Genomic DNA, 13910 nt, shown 5'->3' with positions numbered 1-13910 from the left:
AATGCGCCTCCGACAGCGTCAGGGCAAGGGCGCGGTGAGGAAGCCGTCCAGCACCGGGGCGTACGTCGCCACCAGGGCATCGACGTCCATCGCGACGATGGCCTCGGCCCGGACGACGTACCGCAGCACGATCACTCCGATCACCTGGCTCGCGACCAGCTGCATCCGCCGCTCGGGGGCGTCGACCCCGAGCGCCTGGCCGAGCGGCACCAGCACGACGGGCAGGAACCCGCCCCGGAACAGCGCGTCGCCGCCGGGCTCGATCAGTCGCCGCACCATCGCCAGCAAGGCCGGCCGGACCGCCGGGTCGTCCCACACCGAGATCAAGGCCCGCAGCAGCCGCTCCCCCGCACCTTCGACCGGGCCGACGACCTGCTCGGCGAGCACCGCCCGCGGGTCCACCGGGAGCTCGAGCGCGGCCACGAACAGGTCGTCCTTCGACCCGAAGTAGTGATGCACCAGCGCCGGGTCCACTCCCGCGTCGCCGGCGACCCCGCGGATCGTCGTACCGGCGAAGCCCGCCTCCGCGAAGCGTGCTCGAGCCGCCACGAGGATCGCCGCCCGCGTGTCCGGGCTGCCCCGGCGCCGGCCCCGGGGCGCGGCGGTCACGAGTCCTCCCCCACGGGTACGACGCTCAGGTGCTCGATCGCGAACTCGAGCGACTCGCGCAGGTCGGCCTCCCGCTCCTCGCGGGTCGTGCAGCGCCGGGTGTTGATCTCGAGCACCACCTCGCCGGCGAAGCCGGTCGCCGCGAGGTGCCGCAGGAACCCGGAGGCGCCCATGTCGCCGCGGCCCGGCACGAGGTGCTCGTCCTTGGCGGAGTCGGTGCCGTCGGTGAGATGGATGTGGCGCAGCCGCGGCCCGAGCCGCTCGGCCATCGCGACCGGGTCGGACTGCGCGATCGCCGCGTGGGACAGGTCGATCGTGGCGTTGGCGTAGGGCTCCTCGGAGGGATCCCAGCCGGGCAGGTACATCTCCATCCGACGGCGCGAGGCCCGCCACGGGTACATGTTCTCCACGGCGAACGCGACGCCCGAGGACTCCTCCAGCGCGGCGATCCCGTTCACGAAGTCGCGGGCGTACTCCCGCTGCCAGCGAAACGGCGGGTGGACCACGACCACCGCGGCGCCCACCGCCTGCGCCATCGCGGCGGACCGCTCCAGCTTCCCCCACGGCTCGACGCCCCAGACCCGCTGGGTGAACAGCAGGCAGGGCGCGTGGATCGCGCTGACCGGAAGCTCGTGGTGCTCGGAGAGCCGGCGCACGGCGTCGACCTGCTGCGACAGGGCGTCGATGCCGACCATCACCTCGACCGCCTCGTAGCCCACCGATGCGGCGTAGGCGAACGCATGGGCCGTCGAGTCCGGGTAGACCGAGCTCGTGGAGAGCCCGATCCGGGGACGTCCCGGACCGTCGGATGTCATGACGGGTCGTTGACGCTGAGCTTGTCGATCCGCTCGAGGATCACGCCCTCCCGCAGGGCCCACGGGCAGATCTCCAGCTCGGGCAGGTCGAAGATGTCCATGCAGGCCTCGGCGACCAGCGCCCCCGGCACGATCTGGTGGGTGCGGCTCGGGGAGACGCCGGGCAGCGCAGCCAGCTCCTCGGGCGTCATCGCCACCAGCTTGGGGATCCACTGGCGCAGCTCCACCAGCGGCAGGATCCGCGGCACCAGCTGGCCGTCGGCGGACGGCGCCGCCCCGCAGATCCGGGCCAGGGAGCGGAAGGTCTTCGAGGTCGCCGAGGCGCGATGCGTCGTACCGGCGCGCAGGAGGTGGCCCGCGTCGCGGGCGATGTCGGCGCGGATCCGCCGACGGATCTGGCGTAGCTGGTCCTCGTCGGGCTGCGCCGCGAACTCCGCCCGCGCCAGCCGGGCCGCGCCCAACGGCAGCGACCACGCCACGTCGGGGCGCTCGTCGGAGCCGGCCGCGATCTCCAGCGAGCCGCCGCCGATGTCGAACACCGCCAGCCGGCCGGCCGACCAGCCGAACCACCGTCGTACGGCCAAGAAGGTCAGCCGCGCCTCGTCCTCGCCCGGGAGTACGGCGATCCGCACCCCCGTCTCGGCCTCGACGTGGGCCAGCACCGCCTCGGAGTTGCCGGCGTCGCGGACCGCGGAGGTCGCGAACGGCAGCATCTCCTCGCAGCCCTTCTCCTCGGCCACCACCAGTGCCTGCGCGGTGAACGCCGTCAGCGCCGCGATGCCGGTCGGCGACACGTCGCCGTCGTCGTCGAGGTGCTCGGCCAGCCGCAGCGGCTCCTTGTAGGAGTACGCCGGCAGCGGCGCCGCACCGCCGTGAGCGTCGACCACGAGGAGATGGCCGGTGTTCGAGCCGATGTCGAGCACACCCAGACGCATGGTTCGAGCCTACCCGCCTAGGATTGGCCGGTGCCTGAGGTCTCGCTCGACTTTCCCCGTGCGTGGGTGGAGTTCACCAACCCCGCCGACGAGTCCGAGGTCCTCAAGTGCGACCTCACCTGGCTCACGTCGTCCTTCACCTGCATCTTCGGCAGCGGCTGCGCCGGCATCTACGCCGACTCGCCCGACGTCGGCTGCTGCACGCTCGGCGCCCACTTCGCCGACAAGACCGACGAGAAGCGGGTCGCGGTGTTCGTCGAGCAGCTGACGCCCGGGCACTGGCAGTCCCACCCCGGCCGCCCGGTCAAGCGCAAGGACTGGGTCGAGAAGGACGAGGACGGCGAGCGCAAGACCCGCATGCACACCGTCGACGGCCAGCGCTCGTGCGTGTTCTCCAACCGGCCCGACTTCGCGGGCGGTGCGGGCTGCGCGCTGCACGGCCTCGCCCTCGAGCTCGGCCGCAACCCGCTGGAGACCAAGCCGGACGTGTGCTGGCAGCTGCCGATCCGCCGTACCTTCCGCGAGATCAAGCGGATGGACGGCACGTCGTACGTCGAGGTGACGATCACCGAGTACGACCGCCGCGGCTGGGGCCCCGGCGGCCACGACCTCGACTGGTACTGCTCCGGCAACACCGAGGCCCACGTCGGCGTCGAGCCGGTCTACGTCACCAACCAGGCCGAGCTCGTGGCGCTGATGGGGCAGGAGGCGTACGACGAGCTGGTGCGCCACTGCGAGGCCCACCTGCGCTCCCGGTCGGCCCTCGCGCTGCATCCCGCCGACCCCCGCTGAGCGGCGGGGGCGGGGGGGTCGGTTTCTCAAGGGATGTCGCCAAATCTCCGCTTCCCTGGCCAAATTTGAACGGGGAAGTGCAGGTTCTTCGGCATCCCTTGAGAAACCGACAACCCGCCCGACGCACGTCTCGACATCAAGAGACAACGACCCCGATTCGTCGGACCTCTCCCGGCATGCTCAGAATGTCTGGCATGCGCCTGGATCATCTCTCCTACGCGGCCGGCCCCGACGGACTCACAAACACGGCAGCCCGCCTGGGCGCGGCGATCGGGCGTGATTTCGCCGACGGGGGGGTCCACCCCCGCTTCGGCACCCGCAACATGATCCTCCCGTTGACCGACGGCACCTACCTCGAGGTCGTCGAGGCACTCGACCACCCGGCCTCCGACAAGGCCCCCTTCGGCCAGGCCGTCAAGGCCCGCTCCGCCCTCGGCGGCGGCTGGCTCGGCTGGGCCGTCGCCGTCCCCGACATCGCCGTCGTCGAGGAGCGTCTCGGCCGCCCCGCCGTCCCCGGCTCACGGCACCGCCCCGACGGCACCGAGCTGCGCTGGAAGCAGATCGGCATCAACGGCCTGATCGCCGACCCCCAGCTGCCGTTCTTCTTGCAGTGGGACGTCCCCGCGGACCTGCACCCCTCCACCGGCGCCGACGGCACCGTGTCGCTCGCGGGCATCGAGATCGCCGGCGACCCGCAGCGGGTCAGCGAGTGGCTCGGCGAGACCGTCGAGGCTCCCCTCGAGGACGTCAAGGTCGAGTGGGTCGCGCCGCACGGCACCCCCGGCATCCTGGCCGCCCAGGTGCTCACGCCCAACGGGATCGTGCGGATCTGAAGCAGCCCCCGGGCACCGTGCCCAGCCCCAACATCTGGCACCACACGGCGACCTACGAGCTCGAGAACCGCGCTGCCGATCCCGACGGCCGGCTCTGGACGGCGATGGCCGCTCGAGCGGACTGGACCGGCCGGACCGTGCTCGACCTCGGCTGCGGCACCGGCTTCCACCTGCCCGTCTTCGCGGAGACGGCGGCGCACGTGGTCGGCGTCGAGCCGCACGGCGGCCTGGCCAAGCTGGCCGCCCGGCGGCTGCGCGCCCGCGAGGTCGCCAACGCCGAGGTCCGGCAGGGCACCGCCCAGCAGATCCCGCTCCCCGACGCGTCGGTCGACGTCGTCCACGCCCGGTGGGCCTACTTCTTCGGCCGCGGCTGCGAGCCCGGGCTGGTCGAGCTCGACCGCGTCGTACGACGGGGCGGGGTCGCGCTGGTCGTCGACAACGACGGCTCCCGCTCGACCTTCGGCGGCTGGTTCCGCCGCGGGTACCCGCACCTCGACCCGCCCGAGGAGACCGAGCGCTTCTGGAGCCTGCGCGGCTGGACCCTCGACCGGGTCGACATGGGGTGGCGGTTCGCGTCGCGCGCGGACCTGGAGGCCGTCGTACGGATCGAGTTCGCGCGCGAGGTCGCCGACCAGGTGCTCGGCGAGCACCAGGGGCTCGAGGTCGACTACGCCGTCAACCTCTGGTCGAAGACGTTCTGATCTCCAGGCTCGGCTGGAGCAGGACGCCGCTCTCGGCGACGTGTCCCGGCGCGAGCAGCGCGCGGAGCGCGGCGACCAGGTGGACCGCGACCTCCTCGAGCGGCTGACGCACCGAGGTCAGCCCCATCACCTGGGCGACCTGCGAGTCGTCGAAGCCGACCACGCCGACGTCGCGACCGGGCTTCAGCCCCCGGTCGGACAGTGCCCCGAGCACGCCGACCGCCAGCGTGTCGGACGCGCAGACGAACGCGGTCGGCGCGCTCGACTCGAGCAGGGACGCGGCCGCCCGGCCGCCCGCGAGCACGCCGTCCTCGACCGCGGCCTCGAGGCCCGCGGTCGGCAGCTCGAGCGCAGTCATCGCGCGGTGCCAGCCGGCGCGCCGGTCCTCGCCGATGCGCGAGCCCGGCTGCCAGCCGAGCCAGGCGATCCGCTCGTGGCCCTGCGCGCGCAGGTGCTCGGTCGCGGCCGCGACGCCGGCGGCGCCGTCGACGTCGACCCACGGGTGGGTCGCGGCCGGGTCGTCCCAGGGCCGGCCGAACGCCACGAACGGTGCGCGGCGCTTGGCCAGCCCGATGGTCTGCGGGTTGCCCAGGTAGGTGTCGGTCACCACGAACGCGTCGACAGCGGTGGAGCGCAGGAGGTCGTCGTACCCGCCGAGGGGGTCGGGCAGCTCACCCTCCGCGACGCGGCCGCCCGAGAACAGCAGCACGTGGTAGCCGGCCTCGCGCGAGGCCTCGACGAGGGCGTGGACGAACCGGTCCATCGCCATGTTGGCGGTGAACTCCTGCGCCGGGCCGAGCCGCAGCCCGACCAGGTGCGAGGAGCGGGTGCGCAGGTGACGGGCGGCCTGGTTGGGCGTGTAGTCGAGGTGCTCGATCGCGTCCTGGACCCGGGCCAGGGTGTCGGGCCGGAGCAGGTCGGGGTTGTTGATCGCGTTCGACACGGTCTGCCGGGACACACCGGCCCGCTCGGCGACGTCGGCGAGAGTGGCCGGCGGGCGAGGGGTGTCCACCGCGCGATTCTCCCACGTCGTTCTCCACAGCCACCGCGTGCCAGAACGGTTCCGTCGGCCCCCTGCTCTACTGTCGTGCCATGGCTGGTTCGAAAACACGTTCGACTTACCGCTGCAGCGAGTGCGGCTGGTCCACCGCGCGCTGGGTCGGCCGGTGCGGCGAGTGCCAGGCCTGGGGCTCGGTGTCCGAGACCGCGGTGGCGAGCTCCGGTCCGTCGAGCCGTACGTCGGCGGCTCCCGTCACGAGCGCCGCGATCCCGATCGGCCAGGTCTCGGCGGACCGCGCCGTCCACCACCGCTCCGGCGTGCCCGAGCTCGACCGGGTGCTCGGTGGCGGGCTGGTGCCCGGCGCCGCGGTGCTGCTCGCCGGCGAGCCCGGCGTCGGCAAGTCCACGCTGCTGCTCGAGGTGGCCGCCCGCACCGCCGCGGCCCGCCAGCGCACGCTGTACGTCACCGGTGAGGAGTCGGCCGCCCAGGTCCGGCTGCGCGCCGACCGCACGGGCGGCATCCACGACCAGCTCTACCTCGCCGCCGAGACCGACCTCGGCGCGGTGCTCACCCACATCGAGCAGGTCCGGCCGAGCACCGTGGTGATCGACTCGGTCCAGACGATCAGTGCCTCTGGTGTCGAGGGCGTGCCCGGCGGCGTCACCCAGGTCAAGGAGGTGGCGCAGGCGCTGGTGCGGATGGCCAAGAGCCGCGACGTCACCGTGGTGATGATCGGCCACGTCACCAAGGACGGCGGGATCGCGGGTCCCCGCGTGCTGGAGCACCTCGTCGACGTCGTGCTCCACTTCGAGGGCGAGCGCAACTCCCGGTTCCGGATGCTCCGTGCGGTCAAGAACCGGTTCGGCCCGGTCGACGAGGTCGGCTGCTTCGACCTCGGCCCCGACGGCATCCGCACGGTCGAGGACCCGACCGGCATCTTCGTCGAGCGCCACCACGGCCGGGTCGCCGGCACGTGCGTCGCCGTCTCGATGGAGGGTCGCCGGCCGCTGTTGGCCGAGGTGCAGGGTCTGGTGACCCTCTCGCCCGCCGAGCGCCCCCGGCGTACCACGTCCGGCATCGACGGCTCCCGGCTGGCGATGATCCTCGCCGTGCTCCAGCAGCACTGCGGCATCCGCCTGCATCAGCACGACGTCTTCGCCTCGACGGTCGGCGGCGCCCGGCTCAGCGACCCCGGCGCCGACCTCGCCCTCGCGGTCGCGATCGCCTCGGCGCACTTCGTCAGCGCCCCGCCCGCCGGCGTCGTGGCCCTCGGCGAGATCGGGCTCTCCGGCGAGCTGCGCCGGGTCCGCGACCTCCCCCAGCGCCTCGCCGAGGCCGCTCGCCTCGGCTTCGCGATGGCGGTGGTCCCCGCCGACCCCGGCACCGCCCAGGGGGTCCGCCGCACCGGCACACAGCGGACCGTCGACGGCATGCGGGTGATCGAGGCGCCCGACGTTACCTCCGCCCTGGTCGCGCTCCACCTCGACCGGCGGACCAAGCACGCGCTGGAGGTGGTCGAGTAGGCACCTGTCGAACACATCCGAGGACGCCACCTGCCGAATACCCGGGCATGAGGTACCCCCCACGCCGATAGGGTGGGTCGAAGCCAAACCTGTCCGAGCAGCACATCAGCAGGGAGCACCAGTGGTCACGTCGGCCGATCCCCGACTCCGCGAGGCCCTCGCGTCCATCGCCCCCGGCACGCCGCTGCGCGACGGACTCGAGCGAATCCTCCGCGGCCGGACCGGAGCGCTGATCGTGCTCGGGCAGGACCGCCTGGTCGACAGCCTGTGCACGGGCGGCTTCGAGCTCGACGTCCCCTTCAGCGCCACCGGCCTGCGCGAGCTGGCCAAGATGGACGGCGCGATCATCGTCGATGGCGGGGTGAACCGGATCATCCGCGCGGCCGTCCACCTGATGCCCGACCAGAGCATCCCGTCAGACGAGACCGGCACCCGGCACCGGACGGCCGACCGGGTCGCCAAGCAGACCGGGCACCCGGTGATCTCGGTGTCGCAGTCGATGCAGATCATCGCGGCGTACGTCGGCGAGACCCGCCACGTCCTCGAGGACTCCGGCCAGATCCTGTCCCGCGCCAACCAGGCGCTGGCCACCCTCGAGCGCTACAAGCTGCGTCTCGACGAGGTCTCCAGCACCCTGTCCGCGCTGGAGATCGAGGACCTGGTGACGGTGCGCGACGTGGCGGTCGTGGCCCAGCGCCTGGAGATGGTGAGCCGGATCGCGCGCGAGATCGAGGACTACGTCCTCGAGCTCGGCACCGACGGCCGGCTGCTGGCCCTCCAGCTGGAGGAGCTGGTCACCGGCGTCGACACCGAGCGCGAGCTGGTGATCCGCGACTACGCCCCGTCCCGGCGACGCAGTCGCGAACCCGGCGACCTGCTCTCCAAGCTGGAGCAGCTCTCCTCGACCGACCTGGTCGACCCGTCAGCGGTGGCGAAGGTGCTCGGCATCGGCACCGGCGAGCACCTCGACGGCGCGGTCGCCCCGCGCGGCTACCGGCTGCTCACCAAGGTGCCCCGGCTGCCCGCCAGCGTCATCGAAGGCCTGGTCGACCACTTCGGCACGCTGCAGAAGCTGCTCTCGGCCGGCATCGACGACCTCCAGGCCGTCGAGGGCGTCGGCGAGCTGCGCGCCCGCAGTGTCCGCGAGGGCCTGAGCCGGCTCGCCGAGTCGACCATCCTCGAGCGCTACGTCTGATCCGGCGCCGGCCCGTCAGTTGACGGGTGTCTTGGGCTTCTTCGCCTGCTTGGTGTGCTTCGCCTTCGGGGTGACCTGGATGGTCTCGGCGACCGGCGCGGCCAGGGCGAAGTCCGCCTGGGCCGGCTCGCCACCGAGGGCCGCGGCGGCGACGGTGAAGTCCCCGGCCGCGGCCCAGCCGGCACGGCGGGTGCAGCCGTCGGTGGACTCGCGGGCCTCGGCCCAGGTGATCTGGATGGTGGTGGCGACGGCCTGGCGGACGACGAGCGACTGCTCGGGGATGGCCTGCGGGCACTGGCTCGTGGTCCACACGTTCTTGTTGCCCTGGGCGACCTTCACGACCAGGCCCTTGGCGCTGACCTGCCAGGTGCAGGCCTCGGACTCGCGGGTCTGCAGCGACAAGGTGATCGGGACGTCGCGCCCGGCCACGGCACCGGCGGCGATCGACGGAGTGACCAGGACATCCGCGGCGGCGCACTCGCCTTCGGGTACGGCGAGCGTCGGCGTCGTGGGCACGGTGGCCGGTTCGCTGCCGACAGGGTCAGCAGGGTCGGCAGGGTCGGCGCTGCCCGAGGTGGCGGCGCCCTCGGTGCCGTCACCACTCGGGCTCCGGTCGACGTCCGCGCCCGCCTGCTTCGCGGCCGGCTGCTCACCCGAGCTCGCGTCGCTGCCGGCGGTGAGCAGACGGGCGATCACGAACACCAGCGCGAACGCGATGCCCAGCACGAACAGCCGCCGCCGCCAGTACACCCCGGGCGGGAGCTGGCGGGAGGCGGGCATGGGACGACGGTAGTCAGCCGCGCCCCACGAACCCGGTTGACCCGCCGAGGCCACCCGCGATCGGGGGCCACGTCACAATGGGGACGCGATGACGACGAGCACCCCGAGTCCCCTGGTCGAGACGGTCCTGGACTGGTACGACGCGAACGCCCGCGACCTCCCCTGGCGCCGCCCGGAGGCGACCCCGTGGTCGGTGCTGGTGAGCGAGTTCATGCTGCAGCAGACGCCGGTGGTGCGGGTGCTGCCGGTCCACGAGGCCTGGCTGACCCGCTGGCCGACCCCCGCGGCACTGGCGGCGGAGTCGTCGGGCGAGGCGGTCCGGGCCTGGGGCCGGCTGGGGTACCCGCGCCGGGCACTGCGCCTGCACGCCGCCGCGGTGGCGATCACCGAGCAGCACGGTGGCGCGGTCCCCAGCGAGTACGCCGACCTGCTGGCCCTGCCCGGCGTCGGCGACTACACGGCGGCGGCCGTGGCGGCGTTCGCGTACGGGCAGCGCCAGGTCGTGCTCGACACCAACGTCCGGCGGGTTCTGGCCCGTGCCGTCACCGGGACCGAGTTCCCGCCCCGCTCGGTGACCCGCGCGGAGCGCGACCTGGGTGCCGAGCTGCTGCCGGAGGACCCGCCGACCGCGGCGACGTGGTCGGTGGCGGTGATGGAGCTGGGCGCGCTGGTCTGCACGGCCGACCGGCCCCGCTGCGGCAGCTGCCCGGTGACCGGGCTGTGCGCATGGCAGCGGGCCGGCGCGCCGGCGTACGACGGACCGCCGCGGCCGGTGCAGTCCTATGCCGGCACCGACCGACAGTGCCGCGGTCGGCTGCTCGCGGTGCTCCGGGACGCCCCCGGCGCCGTTGCGAAGGCGCGCCTCGACCTTGCCTGGGAGCACACCGAGCAGCGCGAGCGCGCGCTGGCCTCACTCGTCGCGGACGGACTGGCGGCCATCGACGCGGACGGACGCTACCGGCTGCCCTGACGTCGTTCAGCCGGCCGTGGCGGCGATCGCCGCCACCGCGTCGGCGAGATCGGCGACCGACCGGTCGAGGACGACGGTGCCGCGGTCGAGCGGCAGGTCGAGCTGGAGGCCCATCATGGCGGCGTCGAGCAGGTTCGCGGCGCGCGGCGCGAGCGCGGGGCTGCAGCCGGCGGCGACGAGCAGGTCGGCGAGGGCGCGCAGCCAGGCGCGGTTGGATTCGCCGACGACGCCGGCGTACGGTTCCTTGCCGAGCAGCCCGAGGGCCGCGGCCTCGACGTACAGCCGCTGGCAGCGCTCCAGCTGACCCTCGGTCGACGCCGCCCACAGCGCCACCACCGCCTCGCGCACCGACGATGCGGCGGGCAGGGAGCGCAGCAGCCCGATGGAGCGCTCGTTGGAGATGTGCAGCACGGCCGCGACCAGGTCGTCCTTGCCCGAGAAGTGGTAGAGCAGCATCCGGTCGCTGGTGCCCAGCGCCGCCGCGAGCGGGCGCAGGCTGAGCCCGATCAGGCCGTTCACGAGGACGTGGTCGGTCGCCGCCTCGGCCAGCTGCCGCCGCCGCTCGCCCTCCCGGGCGGTCCCCGTCCTCACGTCGTGAATGTAGCAGGTGCTACAGTATGTAGCAGTCGCTACACACGCGCCCGGGGGACGGGCAGAGAGGAAGGTGCGCCATGGCGATCGCCTGGGCGCTCCTGATGGCCGCCATCGGGGTCGAGGTCGCCGCGAGCGCCGCGCTCCCCCGCACCCAGAGCTTCCGTGACCCGCTGTGGACCGCGCTGGTGCTGGCCGGCTACGCCGCGTCGATCTGGCTGCTCGCGCTGGTGGTCAAGCAGCTGCCCGTCTCGATCGCGTACGCCGTGTGGGCCGGTCTCGGCACCGCGGGCATGGCCATGGTCGGCGTGCTCTTCCTCGACGAGCGGCTGGACCTGATGAAGGCCGCCGCCCTCGCGCTGATCGTGCTCGGCGTCGTACTGCTCAACCTCGCCGGCGCCCACTGACCGCGACCCGGCGCGAATCAACCCCAGGAACACGCCGACCCGGCGCAAAAGTGTCACTTTTGCGCCGGGTCGGCGAAATACGAGAGCCAGCCTGCGCCGGGTCAGTCGTTGCCGGTAGCCGGGAGGTCACCGTCGCCGCCGAGATCGCCGGGCTCGGCGATGGTCTCGGCAACCGTCTCCAGGGGCGGCATGTCGGGCAGCTCCCCGACCTTCTGGCCCTCGAAGGTGAAGGTCGCCGCCGGGCCCTCGCCGTCGACGTCCACGAGCACGATCTGGCCGGGGCCGACCTCGCCGTAGAGCATCTTCTCGGCGAGCACGTCCTCGATCTCGCGCTGGATCGTACGACGCAGGGGCCGGGCGCCCAGGACCGGGTCGAAGCCCCGCTCGGCGAGCAGGTTCTTCGCCTTCTGGGTCAGCTCGAGCCGCATGTCGCGATCGCGCATCCGGACCTCGACCGACGCGATCATGTTGTCGACCATCGCGACGATCTGCTCCTGCGACAGCGGCGGGAACACGATGATCTCGTCGACGCGGTTGAGGAACTCGGGACGGAAGTGCTGCTTGAGCTCGTCGGAGACCTTCGCCTTCATCCGATCGTAGGAGCCGGCCGCGTCGCCGCCGCCGAAGCCGAGGCCGACGGACTTGCCGATGTCACGGGACCCGAGGTTGGTGGTCATGATGATGACGCAGTTCTTGAAGTCCACCACCCGGCCCTGCGAGTCGGTCAGGCGACCTTCCTCGAGGATCTGCAGCAGGCTGTTGAAGATGTCGGGGTGGGCCTTCTCGACCTCGTCGAAGAGGACGACGGAGAACGGCTTGCGGCGCACCTTCTCGGTGAGCTGGCCGCCCTCCTCGTAGCCGACGTAGCCCGGAGGCGAGCCGAAGAGCCGCGAGACGGTGTGCTTCTCGCCGAACTCCGACATGTCGAGCTGGATCAGCGCGTCCTCGTCGCCGAAGAGGAACTCGGCGAGCGTCTTGGACAGCCAGGTCTTTCCGACGCCCGAGGGACCGGCGAAGATGAACGAGCCGCCGGGGCGCTTGGGGTCCTTCAGCCCCGCACGGGTACGACGGATCGCCCGCGACAGCGCCCTGACGGCCTCCTCCTGGCCGATGACCCGCTTGTGGAGCTCGTCCTCCATCTTGAGCAGTCGCGTCGACTCCTCCTCGGAGAGCTTCACGATCGGGATGCCGGTCGCCACGGCGAGGACCTCGGCGATCAGCTCCTCGTCGACCTCGGCGACCTCGTCCATGTCGCCCGCGCGCCACTGCTTCTCGCGCTCGGACTTCTTCAAGATGAGCTGCTTCTCCTCGTCGCGCAGGCGCGCCGCGGCCTCGAAGTCCTGGCCGTCGATGGCGGCCTCCTTGCGCTGACGCACCTCGGCGATCTGCTCGTCGTACTCGCGCAGGTCGGCGGGAGCCGTCATCCGGCGGATCCGCAGGCGCGAGCCGGCCTCGTCGATCAGGTCGATCGCCTTGTCGGGCAGGAAGCGGTCGGAGATGTAGCGGTCGGCGAGGGTGGCCGCGGAGACCAGTGCCTCGTCGGTGATGGTCACCCGGTGGTGCGCCTCGTAGCGGTCGCGGATGCCCTTGAGCATCTCGATCGTGTCGGCGATCGACGGCTCGGGGACCTGGATCGGCTGGAAGCGACGCTCGAGGGCGGCGTCCTTCTCGAGGTACTTGCGGTACTCGTCGAGGGTGGTCGCGCCGATCGTCTGCAGCTCGCCGCGGGCCAGCATCGGCTTGAGGATCGAGGCCGCGTCGATGGCGCCCTCGGCCGCGCCGGCGCCGACGAGGGTGTGGATCTCGTCGATGAACAGCACGATGTCGCCGCGGGTGCGGATCTCCTTGAGCACCTTCTTCAGGCGCTCCTCGAAGTCACCGCGGTAGCGGGAGCCGGCGACCAGCGCACCCAGGTCGAGGGTGTAGATCTGCTTGTCCTTGAGCGTCTCGGGCACGTTGCCCTTGACGATGTCCTGGGCCAGGCCCTCGACGATCGAGGTCTTGCCGACGCCGGGCTCGCCGATGAGCACCGGGTTGTTCTTGGTGCGCCGGCTGAGGACCTGCATCACGCGCTCGATCTGCGCTCCGCGACCGATGATCGGGTCGAGCTTGCCCTCGCGGGCGTCCTGGGTCAGGTTGCGGCCGAACTGGTCGAGCACCAGCGAGGACGACGGCGCGTCGCCGCTGCTGGAGCTGCCGGTGCTGGCCGCGGCGGCCGTGCCCTCCTTGCCCTGGAAGCCGGAGAGCAGCTGGATGACCTGCTGGCGGACCCGGTTGAGGTCGGCGCCGAGCTTCTGCAGCACCTGGGCCGCCACGCCCTCGCCCTCGCGGATCAGCCCGAGCAGGATGTGCTCGGTCCCGATGTAGGAGTGGCCGAGCTGGAGCGCCTCGCGCAGCGAGAGCTCGAGGACCTTCTTGGCGCGCGGGGTGAAGGGGATGTGTCCCGACGGCGCCTGCTGGCCCTGGCCGATGATCTCCTCGACCTGGGCGCGCACGGCCTCCAGGGAGATGTCCAGCGACTCGAGCGCCTTGGCGGCGACGCCCTCACCCTCGTGGATGAGGCCGAGCAGGATGTGCTCGGTCCCGATGTAGTTGTGGGAGAGCATGCGGGCCTCTTCCTGGGCCAGCACGACCACCCGGCGGGCACGGTCTGTGAACCGCTCGAACATTGCACGCTCCTCACACGTCACACGGGGTTGTTCTCAGGGTCTACAACCCCGCTCACACCCTACGCGTTCCAGCCCAAGGACCTGGATCCG

At 72.4% G+C, this 13910-nt stretch carries 14 protein-coding genes; 7 read left to right on the top strand and 7 right to left on the bottom strand.

The features are described 5' to 3' along the window. Positions 1 to 18 precede the first annotated feature (18 nt). From ACUP6Y_RS02910 to ACUP6Y_RS02900, 3 genes are read right to left on the bottom strand one after another with little or no spacing between them, the layout of a single operon-like run. Positions 19 to 609, bottom strand: a complete 591-nt coding sequence (locus ACUP6Y_RS02910) for a TetR/AcrR family transcriptional regulator (RefSeq protein WP_462554113.1) — start codon at positions 607 to 609, stop codon at positions 19 to 21. Next, complete coding sequence (locus ACUP6Y_RS02905; RefSeq protein ID WP_462554112.1) at positions 606 to 1424, bottom strand: sugar phosphate isomerase/epimerase family protein; 819 nt, start codon at positions 1422 to 1424, stop codon at positions 606 to 608. The genes ACUP6Y_RS02910 and ACUP6Y_RS02905 overlap by 4 nt, the downstream gene beginning before the upstream one ends. Further along, complete coding sequence (locus ACUP6Y_RS02900; RefSeq protein ID WP_462554111.1) at positions 1421 to 2359, bottom strand: Ppx/GppA family phosphatase; 939 nt, start codon at positions 2357 to 2359, stop codon at positions 1421 to 1423. Before ACUP6Y_RS02900 ends, ACUP6Y_RS02905 begins: the two co-directional genes overlap by 4 nt. Before the next feature lie 30 nt (positions 2360 to 2389). Between ACUP6Y_RS02900 and ACUP6Y_RS02895 the strand changes: the two genes are divergently transcribed. The 3 genes from ACUP6Y_RS02895 to ACUP6Y_RS02885 all read left to right on the top strand — a co-directional run bounded on the left by ACUP6Y_RS02895 (position 2390) and on the right by ACUP6Y_RS02885 (position 4685). Beyond that, positions 2390 to 3151, top strand: coding sequence for a hypothetical protein (locus ACUP6Y_RS02895; protein WP_462554110.1), 762 nt, complete (start codon positions 2390 to 2392; stop codon positions 3149 to 3151). A 194-nt stretch (positions 3152 to 3345) separates the two neighbouring features. Further along, positions 3346 to 3984 carry a VOC family protein gene (locus ACUP6Y_RS02890; protein WP_462554109.1) on the top strand — a complete coding sequence of 213 codons (639 nt, stop codon included), beginning with the start codon at positions 3346 to 3348 and terminating at the stop codon, positions 3982 to 3984. Between the two features lie 17 nt (positions 3985 to 4001). Then, entirely contained in the window at positions 4002 to 4685 is a 684-nt protein-coding gene (locus tag ACUP6Y_RS02885) for a class I SAM-dependent methyltransferase (protein ID WP_462554108.1), read from the top strand. On the opposite strand, the gene ACUP6Y_RS02880 is transcribed toward ACUP6Y_RS02885, so the two are convergent. Beyond that, positions 4660 to 5697 carry a LacI family DNA-binding transcriptional regulator gene (locus tag ACUP6Y_RS02880; protein ID WP_462554107.1) on the bottom strand — a complete coding sequence of 346 codons (1038 nt, stop codon included), beginning with the start codon at positions 5695 to 5697 and terminating at the stop codon, positions 4660 to 4662. The genes ACUP6Y_RS02885 and ACUP6Y_RS02880 overlap by 26 nt on opposite strands. An 80-nt stretch (positions 5698 to 5777) precedes the next feature. On the opposite strand from ACUP6Y_RS02880, the gene radA reads away from it, so the two are divergent. Both radA and disA read left to right on the top strand, forming a co-directional pair. After that, positions 5778 to 7208 carry a DNA repair protein RadA gene (radA, locus tag ACUP6Y_RS02875; protein WP_462554106.1) on the top strand — a complete coding sequence of 477 codons (1431 nt, stop codon included), beginning with the start codon at positions 5778 to 5780 and terminating at the stop codon, positions 7206 to 7208. Positions 7209 to 7329: 121 nt separating this feature from the next. Continuing rightward, positions 7330 to 8403, top strand: coding sequence for a DNA integrity scanning diadenylate cyclase DisA (disA, locus tag ACUP6Y_RS02870; protein ID WP_462554105.1), 1074 nt, complete (start codon positions 7330 to 7332; stop codon positions 8401 to 8403). Positions 8404 to 8418: 15 nt separating this feature from the next. Here disA and ACUP6Y_RS02865 read toward each other — a convergent pair whose 3' ends face one another. After that, entirely contained in the window at positions 8419 to 9183 is a 765-nt protein-coding gene (locus ACUP6Y_RS02865; RefSeq protein WP_462554104.1) for a hypothetical protein, read from the bottom strand. A gap of 88 nt (positions 9184 to 9271) precedes the next feature. Between ACUP6Y_RS02865 and ACUP6Y_RS02860 the strand changes: the two genes are divergently transcribed. Then, positions 9272 to 10153 (top strand): HhH-GPD family protein, encoded by an 882-nt coding sequence (locus ACUP6Y_RS02860; protein ID WP_462554103.1) that lies wholly within the window; start codon positions 9272 to 9274, stop codon positions 10151 to 10153. 6 nt (positions 10154 to 10159) lie between these two features. Here the strand turns inward: ACUP6Y_RS02860 and ACUP6Y_RS02855 are convergent, their stop codons facing one another. Further along, positions 10160 to 10744, bottom strand: coding sequence for a TetR/AcrR family transcriptional regulator (locus ACUP6Y_RS02855; RefSeq protein ID WP_462554102.1), 585 nt, complete (start codon positions 10742 to 10744; stop codon positions 10160 to 10162). Positions 10745 to 10824: 80 nt separating this feature from the next. Here ACUP6Y_RS02855 and ACUP6Y_RS02850 point away from each other — a divergent pair, with 80 nt between their 5' ends. Next, complete coding sequence (locus ACUP6Y_RS02850) at positions 10825 to 11151, top strand: DMT family transporter (RefSeq protein WP_462554101.1); 327 nt, start codon at positions 10825 to 10827, stop codon at positions 11149 to 11151. Between the two features lie 101 nt (positions 11152 to 11252). Here ACUP6Y_RS02850 and ACUP6Y_RS02845 read toward each other — a convergent pair whose 3' ends face one another. Beyond that, entirely contained in the window at positions 11253 to 13820 is a 2568-nt protein-coding gene (locus ACUP6Y_RS02845) for an ATP-dependent Clp protease ATP-binding subunit (RefSeq protein ID WP_462554100.1), read from the bottom strand. Between the last annotated feature and the right edge of the window lie 90 nt (positions 13821 to 13910).

Source organism: Nocardioides sp. S5-5 (genome assembly GCF_054954065.1).
The sequence above is the reverse complement of the archived record's forward strand: the minus strand, read 5'-3'. Positions and strand labels throughout refer to the sequence as shown.

Coding starts and splice junctions, on each gene's coding strand:
- ACUP6Y_RS02905 (WP_462554112.1), bottom strand. CDS start 1,424: ATGACATCCGACGGTCCGGGACGTCCCCGGATCGGGCTCTCCACGAGC.
- ACUP6Y_RS02900 (WP_462554111.1), bottom strand. CDS start 2,359: ATGCGTCTGGGTGTGCTCGACATCGGCTCGAACACCGGCCATCTCCTC.
- ACUP6Y_RS02890 (WP_462554109.1), top strand. CDS start 3,346: ATGCGCCTGGATCATCTCTCCTACGCGGCCGGCCCCGACGGACTCACA.
- radA (WP_462554106.1), top strand. CDS start 5,778: ATGGCTGGTTCGAAAACACGTTCGACTTACCGCTGCAGCGAGTGCGGC.
- ACUP6Y_RS02865 (WP_462554104.1), bottom strand. CDS start 9,183: ATGCCCGCCTCCCGCCAGCTCCCGCCCGGGGTGTACTGGCGGCGGCGG.
- ACUP6Y_RS02860 (WP_462554103.1), top strand. CDS start 9,272: ATGACGACGAGCACCCCGAGTCCCCTGGTCGAGACGGTCCTGGACTGG.
- ACUP6Y_RS02850 (WP_462554101.1), top strand. CDS start 10,825: ATGGCGATCGCCTGGGCGCTCCTGATGGCCGCCATCGGGGTCGAGGTC.
- ACUP6Y_RS02845 (WP_462554100.1), bottom strand. CDS start 13,820: ATGTTCGAGCGGTTCACAGACCGTGCCCGCCGGGTGGTCGTGCTGGCC.